This is a genomic window from Mycobacterium sp. (assembly GCF_025933915.1).
GTDB lineage: Bacteria > Actinomycetota > Actinomycetes > Mycobacteriales > Mycobacteriaceae > Mycobacterium.
This window is the reverse complement of record NZ_JAICZA010000009.1, coordinates 1-26,094: the sequence shown is the minus strand read 5'-3', so window position 1 is coordinate 26,094 and position 26,094 is coordinate 1. Positions and strand designations below refer to the sequence as shown.

Below are 26,094 nucleotides of genomic sequence, written 5' to 3'. Positions count from 1 at the left end.
AATGGCTTCGGTGAGCTTCGAGCAGGCGACCCGGCGCTATCCGGGAGCGGATCGCCCGGCCCTGGACCACCTGGACCTCGTTGTCGGCGACGGCGAGTTCGTCGTTCTGGTGGGGCCATCCGGATGTGGCAAGACCACATCGTTGCGAATGGTGGCCGGACTGGAAACCGTGGACTCCGGACGCATCCGGATCGGTGATCGGGACGTCACCAATGTCGATCCCAAGGACCGAGACGTCGCGATGGTCTTTCAGAACTATGCGCTCTACCCGCACATGACGGTGGCCGAGAATATGGGCTTTGCGATGAAGATCGCCAAAACACCCAAGGCGCAGATCCGTGACCGGGTGTTGGACGCGGCGAAATTACTTGACTTGCAACCCTATCTCGATCGCAAACCGAAAGACCTGTCGGGCGGACAGCGCCAGCGGGTGGCGATGGGTCGCGCGATCGTGCGCCGGCCGCAGGTGTTCCTGATGGACGAACCGCTGTCCAATCTTGACGCCAAATTGCGGGTGCAGACCCGCAACCAGATCGCCGCATTGCAACGGCGGCTGGTCACCACCACCGTCTACGTCACCCACGACCAGGTCGAGGCGATGACCATGGGTGACCGTGTCGCGGTGCTGCGCGACGGTGTGTTGCAGCAGTTCGCCCCGCCTCGCGAGCTCTACCGAAGCCCGGACAACGTCTTCGTGGCGGGTTTCATCGGGTCGCCGGCGATGAACATGTTCACCCTGCCCATTGTGGATTCGGCTGTGTCGCTTGGTGATTGGCCCATTACATTGCCGCGGGAGATCGCCAGTGCCGCAAGCGAGGTCATCGTCGGGGTCCGGCCCGAACATTTCGAGCTGGGCGGCCTCGGTGTCGAGATGGAGGTCGACGTCGTGGAAGAGTTGGGTGCCGACGCCTACCTGTATGGGCGAATCATCAGCTCCGACAAGGCAATCGATGCACCCATCGTCGCGCGCACCGACGGGCGCCGTCCACCGGAGAGGGGCAGCAGGGTGCGCCTGCATCCGGAGCCGGGACACCTACACTTCTTCGGCGTGGACGGCCGCCGACTGTGTTGATCACGGCCCGGAGCCTTCGGCGCGCCATGCGTGCGCAGCCCGGCCCGCTCCGGCTAGGCTGGCGACAGTGAGCGAGGTGCGTGCCGACCTGGTGTGCGAAGGCGGCGGTGTCAGGGGTATCGGACTGGTCGGGGCGGTGGAGGCGCTCGACCAGGCCGGGTACCGGTTTCCCCGTGTCGCGGGAAGCAGCGCGGGCGCGATCGTCGCGTCGCTGGTGGCGGCTCTTCAGGTGGCCGGTGAACCGGTCAGCCGGTTGGCCGACATCATGCGCACCATCGACTACCGGAAGTTCCTTGACCGCAATCTGATCGGACGGGTTCCGCTGATCGGCGGCGCGCTGTCCTTGCTGACGTCGGACGGTGTGTACCGCGGGGCCTACCTCGAGCAGCTCCTCGACGGCCTGCTCGCGGATCTGGGCGTGCGGACGTTCGGCGATCTGCGCACCGGCGAAGAGCCCGAACAGTTCGCGTGGTCACTCGTGGTGACGGCCAGCGATCTATCACGGCGCCGGCTGGTGCGCATCCCCTGGGACCTCAGCACTTACGGCATCGACCCCGATGACTTTCCGGTGGCACGAGCGGTGCACGCCTCGTCGGCCATTCCGTATGTGTTCGAGCCCGTCCGGGTCGGCGGCGCCACGTGGGTGGATGGTGGCTTGCTGTCGGACTTTCCGGTCCAGTTGTTCGACCGGCCGGATGCCCAGCCACGATGGCCCACCTTCGGCGTTCGTCTGTCGTCGCGTCCCGGCATCCCGCCGACGCGCCCCGTCCATGGGCCGGTGTCGTTGGGGCTCGCGGCGATCGAGACGCTGGTGAGCAACCAGGACAACGCCTACATCGACGATCCCTGCACCGTGCGGCGCACCATCTTCGTGCCCGCCGACGAGGTCAGCCCGATCGACTTCGACATCACCGCACAGCAGCGCGAGGCGCTCTACCAACGAGGATTGCAAGCGGGCCAAGCGTTCCTGCGGACCTGGAATCACGCGGACTATCTGGCGGCCTGTGGCGGCCCGGTGCGCAAATCACCGTGACGGACGGCGGTGGGCCGTGTGGCGCCGCCTATCCGCGCGAGCAGCGAATCGCATGAACGCGTCGGTGGACACGCTCGACGTCGTCCGGTGACGGTAACTCGTTGGTGACCCGGGTGATCTCCACCCCGATGTCAATGGGGCTGACCGGCCAGACTCGACGCCCGATGAGATCGGTTGCGATGGCGGTGATGTCGTGACCGCACAGTCGTCGGCGCGTCAACGCCACCAGCGGCGCATGGCCGGCGGCCGGCATGCCGGTCGGGTAGCCGGCCCGCACAAACGCCACAATGCTTGTCACCCAATGCGACAAGTCCATACGTCCACCTCACTAACCGCCGCAGGTTGCGCGTGCACGGCAGTGTTTACCTTAGCTAGCAACGTATCATCAGCGACGCCATCAGCCAGGTAACGCCACACAGTTAAACGCATTTTTTCTGGGCGCCCGCCCTGGTGCGCGAGAGTGATTTTGCCGACCATCGGCAGCCCTGGCGCGCCGTAACGCTGTTTGGCCGCAAGGCTTTCTAGTATTGCCGCGTGGTGGATCGCTATGGAACCGATGTGCTGGCCGCGGGACGACGCAAGCCCCGCGCGACCGAACATCCTGCGGAACTGGGTCTGGTCGTCGAGGATGTCGAAACCGGCTACGTCGGCGCGGTGGTTCGCGTCGAATACGGTCGGGTGGACCTGGAAGACCGACGCGGTCATGTGCGCGGCTTTCCTTTGGGCCCTGGGTATTTGCTCGAGGGACGACCGGTGATCCTCACCGCACCGCGACGGGCGGCGCCGGTCTCCGCGACCAGGACGGCGTCGGGCTCGGTCGCGGTGTCGGGTGTCCGCGCGCGCGTCGCCCGCGCCAGCCGGATCTATGTCGAAGGCCGCCATGACGCCGAACTGATCGCGCAGGTGTGGGGAGAGGACCTGCGGATCGAAGGTGTCGTCGTCGAGCAACTCGGTGGCGTCGACGATTTGGTGGACATCGTGGCCGAGTTCGCGCCCGGCCCGGGACGGCGCCTCGGTGTGCTCGTCGATCACCTCGTCACGGGTTCCAAGGAAGCGCGCATCGCCGAGGCGGTGCGACGGGGTCCGGGCGGCACCGACACACTCGTCGTCGGCCACCCCTACGTCGACATCTGGCAGGCCGTGAAGCCGCAGCGGCTGGGGCTGGCCGCCTGGCCGCACGTGCCTCGGCAGGTGGAGTGGAAACACGGCGCGTGCCAGGCGCTGCGGTTGCCCCACGCCGATCAGGCGGACATCGCCAGGGCCTGGCGGCATATCTGTTCGCGGGTACGCGACTGGAACGATCTGGAGCCGGCGCTGATCAGCCGGGTCGAAGAACTCATCGACTTCGTGACCCAGCCGGTGCGCTGACCTCGGCAGCCCAAGGACCAGGGCCGATCGGCGGCTGTTAGTTCGGCTACGCTAAGCCGAAAGTCCCGATCGGCGGGACAGAAATAGGGCGCATGCAGGGCGTATTCGGCGTATTCATAGGCACGTTCCTCATCGGCCTCCGTGAAGGCCTCGAGGCTTCACTCATCGTGAGCATCGTTGGCGCCTTCCTCAAGCGCAACGGCCAGACGATCCGGCCGATGTTTGCCGGCGTGGCCGCAGCCGTGGTGCTCAGCGTCGTGGTGGGCGTGGGGCTCGATCTGTTCGCCGCGAGCCTGCCGCAGGCCCAGCAAGAGATGATGGAAACGGTCATCAACGCCATCGCCGTGGTGTTCGTGACGTCGATGATCATCTGGATGAACGGCAACGCCGCGCGGCTGAAGGGCGAACTGGAACGCGAAGCCCGGCAGGCGGTCAACCGCGGCGGTGCGCTCGCCCTGGCCGCCATGGCCTTCCTCGCCGTGCTCAAGGAGGGCTTCGAGACCTCGGTGTTCTTGCTGGCCGCCGCCCAGACGTCGCATGGCAATCGGTGGTTCGCCCTGCTTGGCGGCGCGGTGGGCATCGCGACGGCGATCGGGCTCGGCGTGGGCCTGTACTTCGGCGGCCTGCGACTCAACCTCGGCCGGTTCTTCCGGGTCACGGGCGTATTTCTGGTGCTGATCGCCGCCGGGCTGGTGCTGGGTGCGCTGCGCACCGCACACGAGGCGGGCTGGGTGAACATCGGCCAGCAACAGGTACTCGATCTGTCGCGGTGGATACCGAGCAATTCCGTCCTGGGCGCGGTGACCGCGGGCGTGTTCGGCATCCCCGCCGACCCCCGCCTCATCGAGGTGCTGGGCTGGCTGCTGTATGCCGTTCCGGTGCTCACCGTCTTTCTGTGGCCGGCTGGGCTCGCCGCCGCACCGCGGGCCCGGAGCCGGCTGCTGGCGGCGGCCTCGGCGCTGCTGCTCATCGTCGCGGCGGCGCTGGCGTTGGCGGTGCCCGGCGGCGGTGGCGCCGACAGCGCGCGGCCACGCAGCGTCACCGACCAGGCCGGCCATACCGCTGCGGTGTCGATCGTGACCGGGCCGCACGGACGCGAGCTGATCGTCGTCCCCCAGGGCACCTCGACCGTCCGCCACATCCTGCTTGTCCCGGCAGACGACCAAACAGTGGACGGCTTGCCTGTGCAGGTATGGCGGGCTTCGGAGGCTGCCGGGGCCGATGGCGCACCGCAAGTCACGCTGGATCAGTTGCTGAGCATGACGGGGGGCCGGCTGCCGGTCGGTCTCGCGGTTGGGCGCACGCCAGGGCCGTTTCAGGGGCAATGGTCAACGACCACCGTGTATACCGTGCTCGCGCGAGGTGAGTCCGTGATCAGCGCGCAAGCGACGAGCAACCGCACGGCGATTTTGACCGGCGGCGGGTTGACGGGGGCGAAGACCGTCAGCCTTGGCGGGCTGGCGACGGACTGGTCCACGTCCCGCGCCGAAGACCGCGCGACCGCGGCTGAGATCGTCGCGAGCGGCCGCAATCGTGGTGAGCGGCTGCTCTGGTATGTCTGGCTTCCATTGGTGATAGCGGGTTTTGCGTTGGCGTGCGCGCTGTCAGCGATCGCCTCGGTGCGCGTGGACCGCAGGCAGCAGGATGAGAGGAAATCAATCAATGGTGAGTCGCATCGCCCTCGCAACGTACCGGTCTCGTGAATTCTTGTTGACGGCAACAGTCCTCACTGCGACGGTGGTGTTGACGGCGACCGGATGCAGCCACTCGAGCAGCCACTCGGACCCCGCGACGCAACCGAAGCCGGGCGGCACCAACGCGGTCAAGGTCACGATGACCAACACCGCCGGCAAGGACGGCTGCGCGCTGGACATCACCAACGTGCCCGCGGGCCCGGTGACCTTCACGGTGGCCAACACGAACGCGCCCGGGATCAGCGAAGTCGAATTGCTCAGGGACCAACGGATCGTCGGGGAAAAGGAGAACCTCGCACCCGGCCTGGACCCGGTGTCGTTCACCGTCACACTGGACGGCGGCTCCTACCAGCTCTACTGTCCCGGCGCGAGCACGGAATATCAGACCCTGACGGTGACGGGTAACGCACCGGCGGCGCCGACGGGCACCGTGGCCGGCATCCTCAATCAGGGCACCAAGGACTATGCGGCCTACATCGTCAACCAGATCGCCCAACTCAACGATGGCGTAAAGGCTCTCGATGCCGCCGTGCAGTCGGGCAACCTCGACGTCGCGAAGACGTCCTACGCCAAAGCCCGACTGTTCTGGGAGCGTTCGGAATCCACCGTGGAGGGCTTTGTGCTACCGGGGTTCGTGGTGGGTGACAATGCCGGCAACCTCGACTACCTGATCGACATGCGCGAGTCCACACCGGTCGACGACAAGGTCGGATGGAAGGGCTTCCATGCCATCGAGCGTGATCTCTGGCAGGGCGGCGCGATCACCCCCGCAACGAAAGCATTCAGCACCGAATTGGTCGGCAACGTCGCCAAATTGAACGGCATCGTCGCCACCTTGGCATACAAGCCCGAAGACTTGGCCAACGGCGCCAGCGACCTGGTCGAAGAGATTCAAAACACCAAGATCACCGGTGAGGAGGAGGCCTTCAGTCACATTGACCTGGTCGACTTTTCGGGCAACGTCGAAGGCGCGCAGCAGGCGTACGCGTCGTTGCGGCCGGGCCTGGACAGGATCGACGGCAATCTGGTCAAGCAGATCGACCAGCAGTTTCGCACCGTGCTCGCCGCGCTGGACGGGTACCGCGACCCGACCGCGCTGGGCGGCTACCGGACCTACACCTCGGCGTTGAAGGCCAGCGACGCGCCAAAGCTGACGGCGGTCATCCAGCCGCTCCACCAGAGCCTGTCCACCGTCGCCCAAAAAGTCGTCTCGGGCGGCTGATCGTGACCGACGACATGACCGAACACCCCGGCGGCCGCCCGGACGATGTTGGCGCGCAGCCGGACTCGACGGCGGTGTCGCGCCGACGCGCGCTCGGCGGCGCGGTGCTGGCCGGGCTCGGCGGCGCCGCCATCGGCGCCGTCGGCGGTGGCCTTGCCGGACATGCGATGGCGGCCGGACAACGCGGCGACGATGACGACACCGTCGACCTGCGCCGCGCTTACCCCTTCTACGGCCAGGCGCACCAGGGCGGAATCGACACGCCGCCACAGCGTTACGCCATGTTCATGTCGTTCTCGTTGGCCGCGGGCGCCGGCCGCACAGAATTGCAGACCCTATTGGCACGGTGGTCGGCAGCGGCCGCAATCCTGCAGCAGGGAAAGCCGGTCGGCACCGTCCAACCGCAGGTCGAGGTGCAGCCCCCCGCCGACACGGGGGAGGCCTACGGGCTGAGCCCGGCCGGCCTCACTGTCACCGTTGGGTTGGGTCCGTCGCTGTTCGGTGACCGTTTCGGACTGGCCGCGCGCCGGCCCGCCGTGTTCACCGACCTGCCGACGCTCAACGGGGACAACCTCGATCCCCGCCTGCGCGGCGGTGACCTGTCCGTGCAGGCGTGCGCCGACGATCCCCAGGTCTGCTACCACGCCGTGCGCAACTTGGCCCGGTTGGGCCGCAACATCGTCTCGCCGTTCTGGGCGGTGTTGGGTTTCGGTCGCGCCTCGGCCGGACCCGGCCAGCACACTCCGCGAAACCTGTTGGGATTCAAAGACGGAACTCGCAACATCGCCACCGATGCGGAGTACGAGCGGTTCGTCTGGGTCGACGACAGCGATCAGCCCTGGATGAAGGGCGGGACCTACCAGGTCGTCCGCAAGATCCGGATGCTGATGGAGACATGGGACGTCGACCGGATCGGCAATCAGCAGAGGATCTTCGGCCGCACCAAGGAGGAAGGGGCGCCGCTGAGCGGCAAGACCGAATTCGATACGCCCGACTTCGCCGCCAAAGGCGCCGACGGCAGCCCGCTTATCGATCCGATGTCGCACGTGGGCCTGGCCGCCCGGGAAAACAACGACGGCACCATGATCCGCCGGAGGTCCTACAACTACACCGACGGCCTCGACGCCAACGGCCAGCTCAATGCCGGTCTGCTGTTCATCTCTTATCAAAATGACCCGCACGCTTTCATCCGTTTGCAGAACCGCTTGGGCGCCCACGACCTGCTCAACGAATACATCCGCCATATCGGATCAGCGCTCTTCGCGGTGCCGCCCCCGCCGCGTGAAGGCCACTACATCGGACAAAGCCTGTTCGGGTGAGCGCTGATCTACCGCGCGGCTGCGGCGGCGCCAGGTCTAGCGGTCGCGCGAGATCTGAGGTCCGACGGTTGAGGACCAAAGCCTCACGACCGATGGAGCTATCTCCGATAGCATCGTTCGCGATGGAGGGAGAACGAAATGTCCGCATCCGTCAAACAACTCGGCATCGTCGTGGCGGTCGACGGTTCGCCGGCGTCAACGGCCGCCGCACGCTGGGCAGCCGGCGAAGCGGCGATGAGAAACATCCCGCTGACCGTCATGCACGCGGTGACGACGCCCACCACGACATTCCCGCCGGTCCCGTACCCCGAATCCCTCGTCACGAACCTGGAAGACGAAGGCAAGAAGGCGATCCTGCACGCGATAAAGGTCGCCGAAGACGCGATGTCGGCGGATCGCAAGGTGTCCATCGACAAAAAACTGGTCTACTCGGCCCCGGCCCCGGCACTGCTCGAGGCGTCCGATACCGCGGAGATGATCGTCATGGGCAGCTCCGGTCGGGGATTGCTGGCCCGTGGTCTGCTCGGATCGGTCAGCTCGACCGTGGTACGGCACGCGAATTGCCCAGTCGCAGTTATTCGTGACGAAGAGTTGCCGGATCTGCGGAATGCTCCGGTCCTACTGGGCACCGATGGATCACCGGCCTCCGAACTCGCAACGGAAATCGCGTTCGACGAGGCGTCCCGTCGCGGCGTCGATCTGGTGGCCATCCATGCCTGGAGCGACGCGGCGGTGAGTGAAGTTTTCGACATCGAGTGGCCGGTGGTGGAGGGCGAAGCGCAACGCAGCCTCGCCGAGAGCCTGGCGGGCTGGGAAGAACGCTATCCCGATGTCACCGTTCATCGGTTCATTGCCCGGGATCGGGCGGCACGACATCTCATCGACAAGTCAGAAACGGCGCAACTGGTGGTCGTCGGCAGTCACGGTCGGGGCGGGCTGACGAGGATGCTGCTGGGGTCGGTCAGCAACGCGGTCCTGCATTCGGTCCGGATACCGATTATCGTCGCTCGGCCGCCGGCCTCTGCATAAATCCTTCACCGGTTTGCGCCGGGTCGAGCAGTCGAGGCCGCGGCCCCTGGTCCCGCCGAGGCGGCTGCGATGCACCTCCGCCCGCTACCCGACGGCAGATCGTTCGAGGGTTAGCGACGTCGCGTCGGCCGAGACGATGCGGGCAACCAGCCTGCCGCCACGAATGACCTCGATAGTCTGTCCCGCCGCGACCCGATCGAAATAGCGTCCCGCACGCTTCCGCAGTTCGTCGAGCTCGATCCCGGCACCGGCGTCCGCCCGACTCGGGGTCCTTTCGGAGCCGTCGGCCGACACGATCCGCGCCAGTAACCTGCCGCCACGAACAACACTGATCGTTTCCCCGGCCGCGACCCGGTCGAAGCACCGGCCGGCCCGCGTTCGCAGTTCGTCAAGCCCGACCCACCCACCGGCGTCCTGCGCAGCGGGTGCGACGGATCGCGCCGGGATCGGCGCCGGCCTCCATTCCCCGACCGACACGATCCGCGCTACCAGTTTGCCGCGACGGACGACGTCGATGGTCTCCCCGGCCGCGACCCGCTCGAGATAGGCACACGTATCGCTCCGAAGTTGCCCTAGACCAATCACTTTCCGCATGTCGCTCCGATCCTTGCGTTCCCTTGTCGATATCGGTGGGTTGAAACCCGCTGAGCCGCAGTGGCAGTGGTGGATTCACCTCGGTGGCGCCAGCATGTCCTTCCATCCGTCGTCACCCGTTTTGCTCGAATTCTCGACCGCGTACTTAACTCCGTCCGGCCCCACCAGTTCGCCGCTCTGAGGAACGTAGACGGCCGGGGGAGGACCGCCGGGGGTGTAGACGCACGGGTTTGGCTGTTGCCCATTGCATTCGACGGTTCCCGATCCGGGGCGCTGCAGCGGATCGCTGACGGGGGGTGGCGTCCCCGCCACCCTGTCGGAGGGCGCCGGGTTCAGGCCGTTGTTGACCGATGGCGCGGGGATGACCTGACCCGGCTTGACCGGTTGGTCGCAGCGCGCCGCGGCCGCCGGGCAGGTCAGGATCTGGTTGGGGTCGCCGTACCAGGGGTTGGTGCCCAACGGAACGTACGGCTTCGTGTCTCGACACTCCCGCGGCGTGGCGGCCCGCTTCCCGGGTACGTCGACACACGGGAGGTTGCGCGCCCCGCGCACGGCGTTGGCCGGATGGTCTTGCGGGATCTTGCAATATGTCCCGGACGGCATCGGCGCCAGGCTGGTATCCGCGGGAGACCGCCACTGAGGTGCCGGAAGAAACCCGGTCAGGCACGGCGGGGGCTGATTGATCGTCAGCGATGTCCCGAGCGCGGCGTAGCCCGGGAAGGCCGCCGTCACCGTCTGGCCTTCCGATATGCCCTGCGGATAGGCCACCAGCAGTTGCTCGACGCCCTTGTGGTAGCGCTTGAGCATGTCCAGCACGATCTCGATGTTCGCCAGTGTCTGCGGTAGCGACTCACGGACGTCGCCGAACACCTCGTTGACCTGATCGGCGGTTGGGGCCGCCTGAGACAGAATGCTTTTGACGTGCTGGTCGTTTTCCGCGCCCTGCGCGGCGAGGGTGTTCAAGTTGTGCGACCAGCGTTTAATCGCGTCACTGGAGTCGACCTGGCTGTCGATGACCGGCCCCGAGTTTTCGATGATGTCGTTGACATCGTGGATGTTGGTCTTGAAGTCGCCGGCGATCGCCTGCGTCGCGTCGACCAGACGTTGCAGCGCAGGGCCCAATCCGCCGACCGCTTGGGCCGTTTCGTCAAGCAGCGAAGCGATCTTGTCCTTGGGCAGCACCGCCAGCCCCCGGTTGGCGGCGTCCAGCGCCGGTCCGATCTCGGTGGGCACGGTACCCTTCGTGATGGTCTGTCCGGGCGAGAAGTATTGGCCCGAGTTACCCACGGACGCCAGGTCCACATACTGCTCGCCAACCGCCGACACCGAATGCACGCTCGCCGTCGCGTCAATCGGGATTCTGTACCGGTCGGAGATGCGCATGGTCACATGCGCGCCCCGCTCGGTCGGCTCGACGGAGGTGACCGTGCCGATGGTTTCACCGCGATAGGTCACGTTGGCCGTCTTGTACAGGCCGCCCGACGCGGGCAGGTCCGCCTTCAGCGTGTACTGGCCGATCCCTGCCGCGGCGGGAATGCGCAAGTAGTACCCGCCCAACACGATCGCCGTGACCACGCTCAGAATCGTGAACGAGATAATTTGGCGCCAGATGAAGCGGGTCAGCATTGCCTGTCCGCCCTTTCGACCAGCGGTCCGCCCGGCGCGTCGTTGGGGTTCGGCGTATAGCGCACATCGGGGATCATCGTTTCGGGGTCACGGCCCCAGGACTGCTCGAGGGCCCGCAGCGCCCCGGAGAACCCGGTCCCGGTCAGGACCGCGTTGTCAACGGCGCTGAGGGTCAGGTCGAGCGTGAGCGACAGGTTGAAGTAGTCGCCGCGGAACGCCTTCGGCACGGCGTCAATGTCGAACGGCCGCACGATGATCAGCTTGAGCGCGCGGATCAGGTACGGCGATGCGCGGCCGAGTTCCCGCAACGGGCACTGCAGCGAGAGCAGGTCCTGGTGGAGGTCGCTCCGCGAGGCGGACAGGTATTGGTCGGCAACCTGGCTGAGCCGCCCTGTCGCGTCGACCGCGTCGATCAAGAGGTTCTGCTTATCCGCGAAATGCTTGATCAGCGGTGGGAATTCGGTGAGGACGCGATCCAAGACATCCGAGCGGGTTCCCACGTAGGCCAGCAACCGGTTGGTGGAGTCGATAGCTCGGGTGATGTCCTCACGTTGCTCGTCGAGCCTGGTGGTGAACGTGTCCAGCTTGCCGAGGAAGGCGCGGATCTGGTCAGCGCGCCCGTTCACGATGTTGTAGACCTCGTTCTGCAGCACCTCGATGTTGGGGATGCCGCCGCCACGCAAGATCATGGCGAGGCTGGCCAGTGTCTGCTCGGTGGTGGGGTACGCGGATGAATTCTTCAGCGGGATGGTGTCGCCGTCCCCCAGTCGCTGCGGGGACGGGTCGGGGGGCGCGGTCAGTTCTATGTGCTGAGACCCGAGGAGGCTGGTCTGCCCGATCTTGGCGGTGGCGTTCTTGGGTAACTTGACGCCCTTGTCCAGCCGCAGCGTCAGCGTGGCGACCCAGTTCTTCAATTGGATCGCGCGCACGGTGCCGACGAAGACGTCGGCCACCCGGACCCGGCTGTTCGTGTTCAGGGCCAGCGTGTCGGGCATCTGCACGTAGACGGTGTAGGAGCCGTGTCCGGTGCCCGGGCCACCGGGCATCGGCACATTCGCGATCCCGTGCCACTTCGCGCAAGACGTCAGCACCGCCGCCGCGCTCAATACGGCCAGCCCCTGCCAGGTCCGGTGCCGGATGCGAGAACCCCACGCGCACAGCGCGTTTACCGTTACCATCACGACCCCGTCCCAGTGGGCGCTGCCGCCGGCGTGGGCTCGACCGGTCCGGGGACCACTCCCGGCGCGGGCGCTGGCGGCGGGATCGGCACCTGTGGGGCCTGCAGGCCGATCGGCGGCACCACCGGGTATTCGTCGTAGGCGTTCGGCGGTCCCGGCGGGGTTTGGAGCCCCGGCGGCGGGGGTGCGGTGTCCGGGCCGCCCATCAGTTCGGTCAAAGATTCGGGGGTCAGCAGGCCCCCGGTGACCGGTCCCACCTGTGTGCCTTGCATACCCGGCGCAACTACCCAGCCGGGCTGGGTGTTGCGGTGCGAGAGCGGGGTGTCGGGCACCCAGATCCCGGGTACCGTGGTGTCCTTGTATCCGTTGGGCGGCTGTAGGCGCGGCTCGGAGTAGGCGATTTCCTTGGGTAGCGTCTCGGCGGTGCTGAACAGATTCAGCCCGAACGGTAAGTAGTTGAACTTGATCGCATCGAGGATTGGCGCCAGGTATTGAGCACACAGCTCGGCGGACTCTTGATATCCCAACCGGCTACCGGCCTGAATCATGCTGCAGAAGAACTGCATTGGGTTCGCAAAGTTAGGGATTGCCGGGATGGACATGACCGCGCCGTGCGACGGGTGGTAAATCTGGCTGAGGTTCGTCTCCAGCGTCGGCAGGACGTGCAGGGCCGTCTCCAAACCGTTCAGCGGCTCGGGTTGGACCAGCGTGGTGGTCAGGTTGGCGAGGTTGTCGACGTCGTGCACGAACACCTCGTGGTTCTTGGCCAGGAACGGGCGCAAGGTGGCGAGCAGGCTGTCGAATTGCCGTAGCGCATTGGCGAGATCGTGGTCGGACCCGGTCAGGTTGTCAGTGAACTGGGCCAAGTTGTGGTTCAGCGCGACGAACTGCTGGTCGTCTTTGTGCAGGGCGTTGACGAACAGCGCCAGGCTGTGCGCCACCGCGAAGAAGTCGCCCCGGCCCTGGTTCAGCGCGGTGAAGGCTCGTGACAGGCTGTTCAGCGTGGTGTTGATCTGGTTGCCCTTGCCGGCCAGCCCGTCGGCGAAAGACTCGACGAGGTCACCGAAGGGGCCCTTGGGCTGCTCGGGCGTCGGGCCGAGTTTGCTGATGATGTTGGCGACGCTGTCGCGCAGTTCGTCGAACTCGGTGGGCACCTGCGTGCGCTCGATGGGAATCACCGCGTTGTCGGCCATCACCGGGCCACCCTTGTAGGGGGGCTCCAACTGGATGCTGCGCGACGCCACCAGCGTGGGGTTGACGATCACGGCGGACGCGTTGGCGGGCACCTTGTACTTGTTGTCGTAGTGAAACGTCACCTTCATCTTGTTGCCGGCGGGCTCGACCTTGTCGATCGAGCCCACACGAACACCCATGATCTGGACTTTGTCCCCGGAATAGAGCGCGTTCGCCGCTGGGAGGTAGGCGATTACGGTGTTGTTGGTCAGCTTCTGGTAGATCCGCCAGCCGGCGAACCCCGCGCCGACGGCCAGCACCACCACCAGTGCTCCGATGGCTCGGCGAAGCCACGGATTGCGGATGTTGAAGATGCCGCTCAATTCTGGCTTCCTCCCGTGATACCGCTGCCGCCCGTGCCGCCCGGCGAGATGAACGGGGCGGGCAGCTGCAGCCCGGGTCCCGGCGGCGCGGGTGGCCCCGGCGGCAAGCCCGGCGCGAACGTGGACGGCGGTGGGGTGGGGCCGGCCGGTTGCAGGTTCTCCGTGCGCGCGCCCGGCGGTGCCTGGATAGGCAACGGCACCGGTGTGCCCGGAACGTCCGGAGGCGCCTCACCGGGCCGCCCGGCGATTGGGATCCCCGACGTCGGTGGCAGGCCGTTCGGGTTCGGCGGCGATGTCTGCACGTCGATCGGTGCCGGGAAATTGCCGCCGAACGCGCCGACGTCTACGCCCGTGCAGGGCAACGGATTCCACGGCCGCGGCAGCGAGTCAGGTGGTGGGGTGTACGAACACGCCGTTCCCGGCGGGACGGCGGGCCCCGGATGGTCCGGGGTCCCTTCCAGCACCGGAGGTGCGGGCGGCGGCGCGCCGTTGGGGAACCGGGTGCCGTTCGGGTCGGGGAAGCGGAACTCGGGCAGGCCGGCGCTGCGCCAGAAGTTCTCCGGGTCGATACCACGCTTCTTGAAGGCGGCGTCGACCCACGGCTGCAAGACCCAGTACGGCAGCAGATTGGACAGCACGATCTTGAAGTACGGGCCGGAGGCGACGGATTCCCCCAACGACGCGGCGAATTGGCTGACATACGTGAAGGTTTGAGCCAGGTCATCTTTGCGCGCCACCAGTACGTCGCTGATGGCGTGCAACTGCTCCAGCACGGCATTCAGGTTCGGGTTGTCATTGATGAACCCCTGCACCTGGGCCGAAAAGGCCGAAATATTCTGCAGCAGAGCGCCGATCGCCCGCCCGCGTTCGTTGAATGCGGCCAGCAGCGTCTTCGAGTTGACCAGCAGCCGGTTGATTTGTTCGCTGCGGTCGCCGAGGACGCTGGCCACCTGGGTGGCCTGGGCGAGCAGGTGCTTGATCTGTTCGTCCCGTTTGCCGATGGTGTCGGAGAATTTGGCCAATCCGTCGAGGGCCGGGGTCAGGTGCGGGTAGGTCTGATCGATGGTCTGGGACAAGACGTTCAGCGATTGCTTGACGCTGTCGATGTCCCAGCCCGCGGCGGCCTTGGTGACGTCGAAGACCGCGTCGTAGAGCTGATAAGGGGTCGTGCTTTGGCCCAGCGGTAAGACACCCCCCGGCCGCAACGCCTGGGCTCCCCGCGGTTCGATCTCGAGCACCTTCTTACCCAGGATGGTGTCGGTTTTGATCGCGAGTCGGCTCTCGGTGCCGATGGTGTTGCCGCCGATGGAGAACTTGATCACGACGTGGTCCCCGTCGATGTCGAGCGACTGCACCGCGCCGACGTTCACGCCGGAGATGCGCACCTTGTCGTTCTTGTTCAGTTGACCCGTGTCGGTGAACTGCCCGTAGTAACTCGGGCTGGCGAAAAGCATTGGGACACTGGTGAAGCTTTGGCCGACGACGGTGACGAGCGCGAGCACGCCGGCGCCCATGAGCCCTACACGGGCGCGGTTGAATTCCGTCAGTGTTCTCATTGCGGCGAGCACCTACCCGTGGGCTGCTGCCAGAGCCGGACGGTGCGGACCGGGCCGCCGGGCTGCAGTCCGTTCCACTTGATCGTGAGGTCGCACACGTAGAAATTGACCCAGTCTCCGTAGAGGCCGATGCTGCGTCCGATCAGGTTGAGGGCGGTCGGTGTCTTGTGGATGAGATCGCCGAGCTGATCTCGTTGGTCGACGAGCGGCTGCTGCAGGTCCTGCAGGTAGTTGATCTCCTTGTGCAGCAGAGCGCGGTTCTCGCCGAGCAGCTCGGCCACCGTTCCGGCGGCGTTGCTGATGTTCGCGGTGCCGGCGGCCAGGGGATCGGCGTGGTTCCGTAATCCGGTGATCAATCTCTCGAAGTTGTCGACGGTCTGGTCGAACTCGTTGCGATGCCGAACGGTGGTGTCCAGCAACACGTTCAGGTTCTTGATCACCTCACCGATGGCCTGGTCGCGCTCCGCGATATGCGAGGTCAGCTGCGCCGTCCGGTCGAGGATGTCGTTGATGGTGCCGCCCTGACCCTGGAAGACGGTGATGATCGCCGACGCGATGGTGTTGACCTTTTCCGGATCGAGCGCCCGGAAGAGCGGCTTGAAACCACCGATCAGGGCGTCGAGATCAAGGGCGGGCGAGGTTCGCGACAGCGGGATGAACCCGCCCGTCGGCAGGGTCCGGTCCGCGCCTTCGCCGTTGCCGCGAACGAGCTCCAGGTAGCGGTTACCGATCAGGTCGAGATAGCGGATCTGTGCCGTCGTCGACTGGTACAGCGGTACCGCCCGGTCGACGGTGAAGTCCACCTGAACCCGCTTGCCGCCCTCGATCAGCCGTACTTTTTTGACCTTGCCGATCTCCACTCCGGAGGCGCGCACGAACTGTCCGTCGCGCAGGCCGCTGCCGTTGCTGAACTCCGCGGAATAGCTGTTGGTGCGGTTGAAGCGCATCTGCGCGAACACCACCACGATCGAGACGGTGATCAGCAGCAGCACCAAGGAGACGATGCCGAGCTTGATAGCGCTGCCGGTGGGTTTCATGGGTTGATCGTGTTGTCCCCGACCTGGCGGCCCCACACGTACTCGATGGCGTATGGCGAGCCGGTGTCCAGATGGTTGTACGGCGCGAGACTGGCGCCGGTGTCCACGACGAGGGATGGCGCCGGCCACAGGTCGTGGGTGATGCTTTGCCAACATCCCGGTGCGCCCCCGGGCCCGCCGCGAGCGTTCACCCGAGGGAGATTGTCCGGATACACATAGGGATTCGGTGCCCCGCCGACCAGTCCGGCCAGGCCCAGGAGCCCCAGGGTGCCCGCCGTGCCGGCCAACCCCGGGAGCGTGAGGATGCCCCCCAATCCTGACGTCAGCTCGGTCATGGTCTTCAGCGCGTAGCCGTTGCCACCGCCCACCGTCGCATAGGCGGCGGGCTCCTCGTCGTAATAGTTGCGGACGGTGCAAAAGATCTCGGGGCTATAGGTGTCGAGCAGTTGGGCGGTGGGCACCAGGTCGGCGACACCCCGTTGCAGATAGGGCCCGCCACGGGCGAAGATGTCTTCGCCCGTGTTGCCCAGCCCGGTTGCGGCCAACAACGCGGCATCCAGGTCGGCTTCCTGCCGGTGCAGCGTGCGCGCCGTGACGACCGCGTTGTTCAGGGCGTCGAACAGATCGGGTGCGGCGTCGGCGTAGATGTCGCTGAGGGCCGCCAGCCGCGCGATGTCGTGGCGGATCTGCGGCATTCGCGGATTGATGTCGTCGAGGATCGCGTTGCCGTTGACGATCGACTGCCCGAACTTGTCGCCCAATCCAGTCAAAGCCTGCGCGGCCCCGGCCAGGGTCAGGTTCACCTTGACCGGATCCACCTTCTCCGCGATCGAAGTCAGCGTCTCGAACAACGTGTTGAACTCCGTCGTCACCGACCTGGCATCGATCACCTGCCGCGAGTCGATACGTTGCGGCGTAGGGCTTTTCGGCGCGGTCAATGACACATACTTGTTGCCGAACACCGTGGTCGCCTTGATGTTGGCGTCCACATTGGCCGGAATCAGCGGGATGTACTTCGGATTGACATCCAAGATGAACTTCGCCGCCGGTATGCCGTCACGCTGGATCTCCGAAATCCTGGCCACGCGGCCGATTTCCACGCCGTTGTAGGTGACCTTCGACCCCGGGTCCATCACCAAACCGGCCCGGGGCGCCACCATCGTTAGGACGGTATTCGGCGTGAGACTGCCCCGAAACTGCAACCACACGAACCCCAACACCGCGGCGAAGACCATGAAGAACACCATCGCCGCCGTCCTGTACGGCGGAATGCGTTGCGGGTTCTCCTTCACCGGGGCCGTCATGGGGGGTCACACCGTGAGATTGAAGTTGGGGTTTTTGCCGTAGACCGACATCGCGGTCAGTACGACCACGACGACGATGGTGATCAACGACAGCCTCATCGAGCGACCGACCGCTTCACCGACGCCGACCGGCCCGCCGCTGGCGGTGTAACCGTAGTAGCAGTGGGTGGTCATCACGACCACGGCGACGAGTGTCACCTCCGCGAATGACCAGCCAACGTCATTGAGGCGCAGGAATGTATGGAAGTAGTGGTTGTAGGTGCCGATCGACTGCCCGTAGAGCAACACCGTGGTGACTTGCGCGGACAGGAAGGCCAGGGTGATCGCCAACCCGTAGAGCGGGATGATCACGACGAGACCGGCCACCACCCGAGTCGACGCCAGATAGGCGACCGACCTGATGCTCATCACCTCCAGGGCGTCGATCTCCTCGCTGATGCGCATGGCACCCAATTCGGCGGTGGCGCCCGCGCCGACCGTCGCCGCCAGCGCCTGGCCGGCCGCGACCGGCGCCACGAACCGCACGTTGACCATTGCCGCCAAGAATCCGGTGAACGCCTCGACGCCGATGTTGCCCAACGACGCGAAGCCCTGGATCGCGACCAATGAGCCCGCGGACAGGGTGATGAAGCCGACGATGGCGGCCGTGCCACCGGCCACGGCCATCGCACCGGTGCCCATCCCCATCTGGGCGACCATCCGTACCAGCTCCCTGCGGTAGCGGTGTATGGCGAACGGAATCAGGCTGATGGTGGTCAGTGCGAACCAGACCATCTGCCCGACCTCGACCAGTGGCCGGGTGGGGGTGTCCCCGTAGCGATGGAGAACGGCGGTGGTCCGCGGGAACCGGACGCGCAGGGCTGCCACCGTCGCCATGTCAGCGGCCCGTTCCGAACCGGACGCCGATGGTGGTCAGTGCCGCGTTGACCGCGAAGAGCGCGATGAAGCAGAGCACGACCGTCTCGTTGACGGCGGTGCCCAAGCCTTTGGAGCCGCCGCGAACGATCAGCCCCCGGTAACAGCCGACCAGGCCGGCGATCAGCCCGAATATCGCGGCCTTGACGAAGGCGATCACGACCTCGGGTAAGCCGGTGAGCGCCGTCAACGTGGAGAGGTAGGCACCGCTCGAGACGTTCTGTAGGTACACGCTGAAGAGGTAGCCGCCGCCCAGACCGACACCGATCACCAGACCGTTGAGCAGCACCGCAACCACTGTGGAGGCGACGACGCGGGGCACCACCAGCCGATGGATCGGATCGATGCCGAGCACTTCGAGGGCATCGATCTCCTCGCGGATGGTCCGCGCGCCGAGGTCGGCGCAGATGGCGGTGCCCCCTGCGCCGGCGACCACAAGCACGGTCACGATCGGGCCGAGCTGGGTGACCGCGCCGATCCCGGCGCCAGCACCGGAAACGTCGGCGGCGCCGAACTCGGCCAGCAGGACATTGAGCGTGAAAATGAGCAGCACGGTCTCCGGGATGGACACCGCGATGGTGGGCAACAGCGACACCCGCATGAGGAACCAGCCGTTCACGATGAACTCGCGCCATTCGAAGGGCTGCGTGAGGGCTTTGCCCGTGAGTACGCACATCCGGAAGAACCCCCCGGCCACTTCCGCGCCCGGACGAATCCTCTGGCCTACTTTGCTGGCGAACAGGTGCGAGGTCGTCATCTGCGTTGCCCCCGACGTGACCATCCGACGAGTCGCAAGGTCTCCGCTGACCGTCCGAGCGGGTCGCGCACAGTCGCGGGATGCAGATCTCGATTCCGATTCGGCCACCGGCCCGTCGAGCGGACGCCGCGTGGAAATCGCTGCCCCACAGAAATTTTCGAATACCGCTGGAGTGACGAAGACTGCGGGCTTCTTTGGTCCAGGTTCCGGTTCAATAAGGTGCCGCATTCCGCGCGGCGTGCCGCATCGCCTCGTTCCCGACGCCCGTCGACCAGGTGATCCCCCCGACCGGCACTCCGGGACTGTGCTCTCAGCTCCATACCGCCCTCGTTTGCGCCACGCAGCAACTATGGCATTAGACCGTACGGTCAGTCAATAACTTGGGCCGCCCGGTCGCGCGGTACCGCAAATCCTGCGGACATCAGCTGGCGCTGAGTCAGCGCTATTTGTGCTATTACCAGGTCATTTGAGCCGCAATCGCGTGATCCCGGGGCCGTGTCAAACTCGTCGACAAAGAAAGGATCGGGCATAAACCGACCGTCCGTACAGTTGCGGCAGCTGTGCCGTGTGCGCTCGGCGGAGTCGGCTAAGGAGGGCCAGGCGCATCAAAGGGGTCATGGTAGGGATCAAATCCCTTCCCGCATAACGTGTTCGAGGCTATCCGGTCAATTTGCCGGAGCCGTGACCGTGGCGAGGCATTCGCGCACCACCGAGACGACGTCCGCGGAAGGGTCCGCCCACCTGCTGAGGCCCAGACGGTCGAGCAGCAGTCCGCCGAGGAACACGTCGACGAAGGCCGCCCCGACCTGTTCGGGCGTCCAGGAACCAGTGGGGTCGAACCACACCCACATCCATTGCAGCGATCCCCACAGCTGCAGCGCGGCCAGTTCGACGTCGACGTTTCGGAACACGCCACTCGCTATCCCACTGCGGATCTCGTCAATCGCGAGGGTTTGCAATTGTTGGTGCAGCTTTCGCACTTGCTGCATCGCCGGGTCATCGAACAACTGAACCACCTCGCGCTGGCTCGCCACAGTCGCATCGCGGGTGACCACTTGCAGCAGCGCGGAGGCGTAAATGATGGCGGCGATCCGTTCGTGCGGTGCGGGAAGACGTGCCCATGCCATCTGCAGCGCGCCGAGTTGGCGGGCGAGGTGGGCTTCCTCGAGCTCCCGCAACATCTGCACTTTGGTCCCGAAGTGATGAACGATGGTGCCCTTCGACATGCCAAGCTCATCGGCGATGTCGCCCATATTCGTTCTGTCGTAGCCGCGTTCGGCGACATAGCGGACAAACGCGTCGAAAATCTCGCCACGCCTGCCAGGCGATCGGGGCATCTTCCACCTTCACTCAAACTAACCGTACGAACGGTCTATCATAAGTTTCGCGATGTCAAGATCCCACGAGCGGGATGGCAGGTAGCGGGCGGCGCCGTCAGCGTGAAGCCGCAGTGCCGTTGGTGCCCTCGGCGATCGGGTCCCGAAACCCTTCGACCTGCCGTCCAGAATGGCGTGTGAGACACCGCCGCGAGCAGATCGGTCCGACGGTCAGCCGGGGTTACAGCGCCCTGGGGCCACCGAATCTATCCGGCGCGGTGATGACATACGTGTTCGCGTTGGGCGCCGGCTTTATCTCGCCGGCGGTGTACACGGTCATGAGCTCTCTGCCATCGTCGTCGGCGACGCACACAAAGGTATCCGTCTCGGCGTCGTACTCGAAGCTGTCCCATGCCAATACGAACGCCAAGCAGTTGCCGTCGCGGTCCGCGATGACGAGCTTGTGTACCCCGGACTCCTTTAAGAGCTGGGCATCCTGCGAGCGCTGCTGAGGGCCGTGGCTGGTGTGGAGCGTAGCGTGCGACATCTGTGTACTCCCTTAGCGAGGGTGTCTCCGTCTAGCCTAGGCTCAACTGCTCAGGTATTCCGAGCCTTGACGGAAACGTTTCTCGCCGGATATCACCCCGAACAGGGCCCTAGGGCCCCTCTCGGGAGGTCGTAAGTCGCTTACTCCGGGCGGTCACGACGACCGGCCCATCGTTAAGCGCTCGGACGGCGCTGCGAACTGGGGACGGTGACGGGTGACGGGGATCTGGGCCGCACCGCCACCAACACCGCCCCGGCGAAGAACACACCCGCGGCCGGCCACGAGAATCGCCCGTCCGGTGCGAATCCGCCCTGGGCCAAGAGGTGCAGCCCAACTGCGGCGAGGACGGCGCCGATCAGCATGACCGCCTCGGCCCAGCGATCGCCCAGCGGTAGGCCGAACGTGCGCAGCGGAACCGCGAAGAACCGCCGCTGCCACCACAACAGCAGCATTTGCGCCGCCGTCACCACGCTGAGGATCGTGATCCACTCCAGCCGGACCAGCCACCACGCCGTCGAGCCCTCGGGTGGCTGCGGTATCAGCCCGGCCGGATACGCGACGATCGCGACGATCACGACCGGAATCATGTGCCAAAGGTAGAGGGCCATCACGTTGGCATTGGCGGTCGACAACACGCGCTGCACCGGGCGGCGGCGCAAGACGCGGTCGAGCATCGCCGCGAGTGCCATCGCCAATCCGGCTTGCGCACACGCGAACGCCATCATCGCCACCGTCGGGGGCGTCGTGTTCTCGATCGCCTGGCCCGGAACGCCGATCATGCTGACCGGATATGGTCCCACTCGGATCAGCAGCGCCAGAGCGACGGTCGAACCGGCGGCGAGCAGCACCGGTCTGCGGCTGGCCAGTAGCCCACCGTGCCAGGCGATCCCGAGCTGGTAGAGCAGGCCCCAGCACAGCAGATAGTTCAGCCAGCCGACATAGGGGACATGGCCCCCGAGCGAGACGGCGTCGACAAGCGCGACCCCCGCGGCCAGCACTACCGGCACCCTGAGGCCCCAACGGTTGTGTGCCGCAACGGCAATGGGCGTCAGTGACACCACCAACACGTACACGGCGAGGAACCACAGGTGCATGGCGACCGCCCAGCCCGCGTATTCCAGCACCGTGCCCGGCACCTGCCGGGCATGCAGAACCACCACGATCACCGAAACCAGCGCGACGTAGACCGTCGTGGGTCCCAGCACCCGAGCCAGCCGGTGCCGAATCCAGGCCTGGCGCGAGAAACTGTCGGCGTCGCGGCGGTGGGCCCACGACACGGCTCCGGCGTAACCGGCCACGAAGAAAAACACTGGGACCGCCTGGAAAATCCACGTCAGCCATTGCGTCCACGGCATGTCGAGCAGTGGGTTCTCGCGGCCGAATTGCCCGTCGTGGTAGGTCACCGAACCGGCCAGCCAATGGCCCAGCACGATGAGTACCACGCCCGAGGCGCGGTAGAAATCCACCGCCAGATTGCGGGCCGGTCGCGCAGCCGCTACGTCGTCCATCGGATCGCGGCAACATTGATGCGGTGCACCCGCGCAACGGTACCCGTCCCATGGCGTGAAGTCGCTGGGCGCACAATGACTCCATGAAACAAGCTCGTCTCGCCAACCTCGAGGTGGGTCGCCTGGGCCTGGGAGCGATGGGAATGTCGGTGGCCTATGCCGGCGCCGGCAGCGACGACGCCGAATCGATCCGTACCGTTCATCGCGCCATCGACCTGGGTGTCACCCTGATCGACACCGCCGAGGTTTACGGCCCCTACGTGAACGAGGAACTTCTAGCCCGCGCGCTGCGGGGCCGGCGCGATCAGGTGGTGTTGGCGACGAAATTCGGTCTCATCTCGCACACCGGCCGTGACGGACTCGACAGCAGCCCTGCGAATGTCCGTCTCGCGGTGGACGGTTCACTGCAACGACTGGGAACCGATCGCATCGATCTGTACTACCAGCATCGCCTCGATCGCCAGACCCCGATCGAAGACACGATGTCGGTGCTGACCGAGCTCGTCGCGGCCGGGAAGATCCGGCACATCGGCCTTTCCGAAGTCGGCGTGGAGACCATCCGCCGCGCGCACGCGGTGCATCCGGTCACGGCCGTCCAATCGGAGTATTCGCTCTGGACGCGCGACCAAGAAGAGGCGATATTGCCGTCGCTGCGCGAGCTGGGGATCGGGTTTGTCGCCTACTCACCGCTGGGTCGCGGCTTCCTCACCGGTACCGTGCGCTCCACCCAGGAGCTTCCCGACACCGACTACCGCAAGACAAACCCGCGGTTCTTCGACGACAACTTCCAGCACAACCTGCGCTGCGCGGACGAAGTGCGCGACATCAGCGCTGACGTCGGCGCCACGGCGGCTCAGGTCGCGTTGGCCTGGTTGCTGGCGAAAGGCCCCGACATCGTGCCGATCCCGGGCACCAAGCGCGTGACGCGCCTGGAAGAAAACGTCGCGGCGGACGCGATAGAGCTGACCGCCGACCAACTGGCCCGGCTCGACCGCCTCACCCCGCCCGTGGGAGGCCACCACGCTGAGGCGCAAATGGCATGGATCGACCGCTAGTGGCCAACAAGAAACTGGTGATCGGCGCGAGCGGGTTTCTGGGATCACACGTCACACGACAGCTGGTGGCTGCGGGCGAAGACGTGCGAGTCATGTTGCGCCGCACCAGCTCCACCGCAGGCATCGATGATCTCGATGTCGAGCGCTGCTACGGCGACGTATTCGACGACGCTGTTCTGCGCGCCGCGATGGCGGGCTGCGACGTCGTCTATTACTGCGTCGTGGACGCCAGAATGTGGTTGCGTGATCCGGCGCCGCTGTTTCGCACCAACGTCGAGGGATTGCGACATGTACTGAACGCGGCCCTGGACGCCGACTTGAAGAGATTCGTATACACCAGCACCACGGGCGCTTTGGCGATCAGCGACAGCAAACCGGTCACCGAATCCGACGCGCATAACTGGGATCAGGGCGGTGCATACATCGAAGCGCGGGTGGCAGGCGAAGACCTGCTGCTGTCGTACGCACGCGATAAGGGGCTGCCCGGCGTGGCGCTGTGTATCTCCACGACTTACGGCCCCGGGGACTATGCGCCGACCCCGCATGGCTCGCTGATCGCCCTGGTCGCCAAGGGCCGGTTCCCGTTCTATTTCGGTTACTCGGCCGAGGTGGTGGGCATCGAAGACGCCGCCAGGGCAATGCTTCTCGCCGCCGAGCACGGATGCAACGGCGAACGCTACATCGTCTCCGACCGGTACATGAGCGTCCGGGAGTTGCACGAGATCGCGGCCACCGCCGTCGGCAGACCGCCGCCGCGCATCGGCATCCCGATGTCGGTGCTGCGCGCCGGGGCGCGGGTCAACGACCTGGCGGCGAGACTGTCGCGGCGCGACTTGCCGTTCGCCTATGCGGGGATGCGGATGGCCGAACTGATGTCGCCGCTGGACCACGGCAAGGCCACCCGTGAACTGGGATGGACGCCGGAACCCGTCGAGGACTCGATCCGCAAAGCCGCGGTCTTCTTCGCGTCACGCTAGTCGATGCTGGCCAATGCCGCTGTGCCATACTTCTTTTCGATCAACGCCCACGGGTCGGCGTAGGGGCCGCGTCCCTCCAGCCGGCGCTGCACCAGCAGGATGGTACGCAGCACCGGGCGCAAGATCGGGCCGAGCAGCCGGAGCACGATGCGCATGGGGCCCTGCGACTCGGCCAGCCAGGCCACGGTCTGCTGCCAGTCGTGCTCTTGAAAGTCGAGCAGCGCCTGCGCTTCGCTGGTGTCGTACCAGCCGGTGAAACTCCAGCCGCGGTCGTCATCCGGGTCGCCGGGCAGGCCGGCCGACGGGCCGAGCGGGCCCAGACCGGCGGCGGTCATGATGTCGTCTTGCAGGACGTGCTGTCGGAGCACGTACGTTTCGTTGCCGCCGATGAGCAACACCTTGCCCGAAATGGTCGCTTCGCGATCGACGCCATTGGCGAACGCCAGCGCCACGTCACGCGCGTCCACCGCATGAATGCGGTTGTCGCTCGGCATCGAACGCATCAGCGTGAGGTAGTCACCGTTGATACCGGCCTGGGTGTCCGGCGAGATGACGCCGGCGAGCCGGTAGAGCGCGTAGGGCAGGCCGCTGGCGCGGATCGCCGCCTCGGCAAGCACTTTGTCCTGGCCGTACTGATCGATGGGGTTGACGGGGGTGTCCGGGGTGATCCGCTCGGGCTGGCGGAAGGGGTTCCGCGATCCGTACACCGCGGCGCTGGACGCCATGAGGAACAGCGGCCGGCGGGGGAGTGCGGCGCAGGCCGCCAATAGGTTTTCGGTGCCACCCACGTTGACGCGCCGGGCCAAGCCGGGATTGCGATACGACGGTGGGGAGACGACGGCGGCCAGGTGAACGATGGCTCCGGGCCGGTGGGCGGCGACCAGATCACGCACCGCGTCGGCGTCCAGCAGATCGGTGTAGGCGGGGATCAGCGTCCCCGGGTGCCCGGCGGCGGTCAGTGCTCGTTCGACGGCGACGGTGTTGTCGTTGCGCAGGTCCATCGCGACGACGGTGCGCCCCCGGTCGAGCAGGGTTTGCGTGCAGCGCCTGCCGACTTGTCCGAACGCGCCGGTGACCAGAACCGTGTTGACAGTCATGGGCGCGTCACCGATCCATCAGCCGGCCGGCGATTTTGCCTATCGCCGTGCGAATTCGGGGGGACACGTAGATCGAGAATAGTGGAGTCACGATGTCCTCACGGAGGCGAGTTAGCTTGGAGCTCTTGATAAGCCATCGGCCGGCGATGTTTTCGTAGGTTTCGTGGTAGTGGCCGTAGCCGACCAGGGTTACCCCGGGCCCGAAACGCACGACGTCTTGCAGCGCCCATATCCCGCGCGCCGTCGTTGCCGACGTGAGCTCGATTTCGGGTGTGTGCACTTGATGCGCGGTGGGCTGTGCGGGGCGGCCAAGGGCCTGGCGGGTGAAGGCCAC

General features: G+C 66.0%; 24 protein-coding genes. 9 read left to right on the top strand and 15 right to left on the bottom strand.

Annotated features, from left to right (window positions below; translation table 11 throughout):
• The first annotated feature begins 1 nt into the window (after position 1).
• Positions 2-1,072, top strand: a complete 1,071-nt coding sequence (ugpC, locus tag Q0W90_RS02495) for a sn-glycerol-3-phosphate ABC transporter ATP-binding protein UgpC (RefSeq protein WP_297595570.1) — start codon at positions 2-4, stop codon at positions 1,070-1,072.
• 58 nt (positions 1,073-1,130) lie between these two features.
• On the top strand, positions 1,131-2,105 hold the full coding sequence (locus tag Q0W90_RS02490) for a patatin-like phospholipase family protein (RefSeq protein WP_297595588.1): 975 nt from the start codon (positions 1,131-1,133) through the stop codon (positions 2,103-2,105).
• A 28-nt stretch (positions 2,106-2,133) separates the two neighbouring features.
• Here Q0W90_RS02490 and Q0W90_RS02485 read toward each other — a convergent pair whose 3' ends face one another.
• Positions 2,134-2,421: a DUF3349 domain-containing protein gene (locus Q0W90_RS02485; RefSeq protein ID WP_297595571.1), complete on the bottom strand. Its 288-nt coding sequence runs from the start codon at positions 2,419-2,421 to the stop codon at positions 2,134-2,136.
• A 218-nt stretch (positions 2,422-2,639) separates the two neighbouring features.
• Between Q0W90_RS02485 and Q0W90_RS02480 the strand changes: the two genes are divergently transcribed.
• The 5 genes from Q0W90_RS02480 (at position 2,640) to Q0W90_RS02460 (ending at position 8,737) form a co-directional block, all read left to right on the top strand.
• On the top strand, positions 2,640-3,473 hold the full coding sequence (locus Q0W90_RS02480) for a DUF3097 domain-containing protein (protein ID WP_297772999.1): 834 nt from the start codon (positions 2,640-2,642) through the stop codon (positions 3,471-3,473).
• Between the two features lie 92 nt (positions 3,474-3,565).
• Positions 3,566-5,176, top strand: a complete 1,611-nt coding sequence (efeU, locus tag Q0W90_RS02475) for an iron uptake transporter permease EfeU (RefSeq protein ID WP_297772997.1) — start codon at positions 3,566-3,568, stop codon at positions 5,174-5,176.
• 37 nt (positions 5,177-5,213) lie between these two features.
• Positions 5,214-6,389, top strand: a complete 1,176-nt coding sequence (gene efeO / locus Q0W90_RS02470; protein ID WP_297697433.1) for an iron uptake system protein EfeO — start codon at positions 5,214-5,216, stop codon at positions 6,387-6,389.
• Between the two features lie 14 nt (positions 6,390-6,403).
• Complete coding sequence (gene efeB, locus Q0W90_RS02465; RefSeq protein ID WP_297773021.1) at positions 6,404-7,708, top strand: iron uptake transporter deferrochelatase/peroxidase subunit; 1,305 nt, start codon at positions 6,404-6,406, stop codon at positions 7,706-7,708.
• Positions 7,709-7,846: 138 nt separating this feature from the next.
• Positions 7,847-8,737, top strand: a complete 891-nt coding sequence (locus Q0W90_RS02460; RefSeq protein WP_297595574.1) for a universal stress protein — start codon at positions 7,847-7,849, stop codon at positions 8,735-8,737.
• Positions 8,738-8,821: 84 nt separating this feature from the next.
• Here the strand turns inward: Q0W90_RS02460 and Q0W90_RS02455 are convergent, their stop codons facing one another.
• The 12 genes from Q0W90_RS02455 to Q0W90_RS02400 form a co-directional block, all read right to left on the bottom strand.
• On the bottom strand, positions 8,822-9,331 hold the full coding sequence (locus tag Q0W90_RS02455; protein WP_297595575.1) for a hypothetical protein: 510 nt from the start codon (positions 9,329-9,331) through the stop codon (positions 8,822-8,824).
• A gap of 75 nt (positions 9,332-9,406) precedes the next feature.
• Complete coding sequence (locus tag Q0W90_RS02450) at positions 9,407-10,957, bottom strand: MCE family protein (protein ID WP_297595576.1); 1,551 nt, start codon at positions 10,955-10,957, stop codon at positions 9,407-9,409.
• Positions 10,951-12,135: a virulence factor Mce family protein gene (locus tag Q0W90_RS02445; RefSeq protein WP_297772994.1), complete on the bottom strand. Its 1,185-nt coding sequence runs from the start codon at positions 12,133-12,135 to the stop codon at positions 10,951-10,953. The genes Q0W90_RS02450 and Q0W90_RS02445 overlap by 7 nt, the downstream gene beginning before the upstream one ends.
• Positions 12,135-13,691 (bottom strand): virulence factor Mce family protein, encoded by a 1,557-nt coding sequence (locus Q0W90_RS02440; RefSeq protein WP_297697417.1) that lies wholly within the window; start codon positions 13,689-13,691, stop codon positions 12,135-12,137. The genes Q0W90_RS02445 and Q0W90_RS02440 overlap by 1 nt, the downstream gene beginning before the upstream one ends.
• Positions 13,688-15,247 (bottom strand): virulence factor Mce family protein, encoded by a 1,560-nt coding sequence (locus Q0W90_RS02435; RefSeq protein WP_297595579.1) that lies wholly within the window; start codon positions 15,245-15,247, stop codon positions 13,688-13,690. The genes Q0W90_RS02440 and Q0W90_RS02435 overlap by 4 nt, the downstream gene beginning before the upstream one ends.
• Positions 15,244-16,284 (bottom strand): virulence factor Mce family protein, encoded by a 1,041-nt coding sequence (locus Q0W90_RS02430; protein ID WP_297595580.1) that lies wholly within the window; start codon positions 16,282-16,284, stop codon positions 15,244-15,246. The genes Q0W90_RS02435 and Q0W90_RS02430 overlap by 4 nt, the downstream gene beginning before the upstream one ends.
• On the bottom strand, positions 16,281-17,588 hold the full coding sequence (locus Q0W90_RS02425) for an MCE family protein (RefSeq protein WP_297772992.1): 1,308 nt from the start codon (positions 17,586-17,588) through the stop codon (positions 16,281-16,283). Before Q0W90_RS02425 ends, Q0W90_RS02430 begins: the two co-directional genes overlap by 4 nt.
• 6 nt (positions 17,589-17,594) lie before the next feature.
• Complete coding sequence (locus Q0W90_RS02420; RefSeq protein ID WP_297595582.1) at positions 17,595-18,464, bottom strand: ABC transporter permease; 870 nt, start codon at positions 18,462-18,464, stop codon at positions 17,595-17,597.
• A 1-nt stretch (position 18,465) separates the two neighbouring features.
• Complete coding sequence (locus Q0W90_RS02415) at positions 18,466-19,260, bottom strand: ABC transporter permease (RefSeq protein WP_297595583.1); 795 nt, start codon at positions 19,258-19,260, stop codon at positions 18,466-18,468.
• A gap of 665 nt (positions 19,261-19,925) precedes the next feature.
• On the bottom strand, positions 19,926-20,597 hold the full coding sequence (locus Q0W90_RS02410) for a TetR/AcrR family transcriptional regulator (RefSeq protein WP_297595584.1): 672 nt from the start codon (positions 20,595-20,597) through the stop codon (positions 19,926-19,928).
• Positions 20,598-20,817: 220 nt separating this feature from the next.
• On the bottom strand, positions 20,818-21,123 hold the full coding sequence (locus tag Q0W90_RS02405) for a hypothetical protein (protein ID WP_297595585.1): 306 nt from the start codon (positions 21,121-21,123) through the stop codon (positions 20,818-20,820).
• Positions 21,124-21,296: 173 nt separating this feature from the next.
• The gene (locus tag Q0W90_RS02400; RefSeq protein ID WP_297595586.1) at positions 21,297-22,631 is read right to left on the bottom strand and encodes an acyltransferase; all 1,335 of its coding nucleotides are present in this window, start codon (positions 22,629-22,631) and stop codon (positions 21,297-21,299) included.
• Between the two features lie 83 nt (positions 22,632-22,714).
• Here Q0W90_RS02400 and Q0W90_RS02395 point away from each other — a divergent pair, with 83 nt between their 5' ends.
• Together Q0W90_RS02395 and Q0W90_RS02390 are read left to right on the top strand one after the other, a co-directional pair.
• Entirely contained in the window at positions 22,715-23,686 is a 972-nt protein-coding gene (locus Q0W90_RS02395) for an aldo/keto reductase (protein WP_297595587.1), read from the top strand.
• Positions 23,686-24,663 (top strand): NAD-dependent epimerase/dehydratase family protein, encoded by a 978-nt coding sequence (locus Q0W90_RS02390; RefSeq protein ID WP_297595592.1) that lies wholly within the window; start codon positions 23,686-23,688, stop codon positions 24,661-24,663. The genes Q0W90_RS02395 and Q0W90_RS02390 overlap by 1 nt, the downstream gene beginning before the upstream one ends.
• Here the strand turns inward: Q0W90_RS02390 and Q0W90_RS02385 are convergent.
• Both Q0W90_RS02385 and Q0W90_RS02380 read right to left on the bottom strand, forming a co-directional pair.
• Positions 24,660-25,760, bottom strand: a complete 1,101-nt coding sequence (locus tag Q0W90_RS02385) for an NAD(P)-dependent oxidoreductase (protein WP_297772986.1) — start codon at positions 25,758-25,760, stop codon at positions 24,660-24,662. The genes Q0W90_RS02390 and Q0W90_RS02385 overlap by 4 nt on opposite strands.
• A 7-nt stretch (positions 25,761-25,767) precedes the next feature.
• On the bottom strand, positions 25,768-26,094 hold a 327-nt coding region (locus tag Q0W90_RS02380), incomplete at its 5' end, for a nuclear transport factor 2 family protein (RefSeq protein ID WP_297772983.1).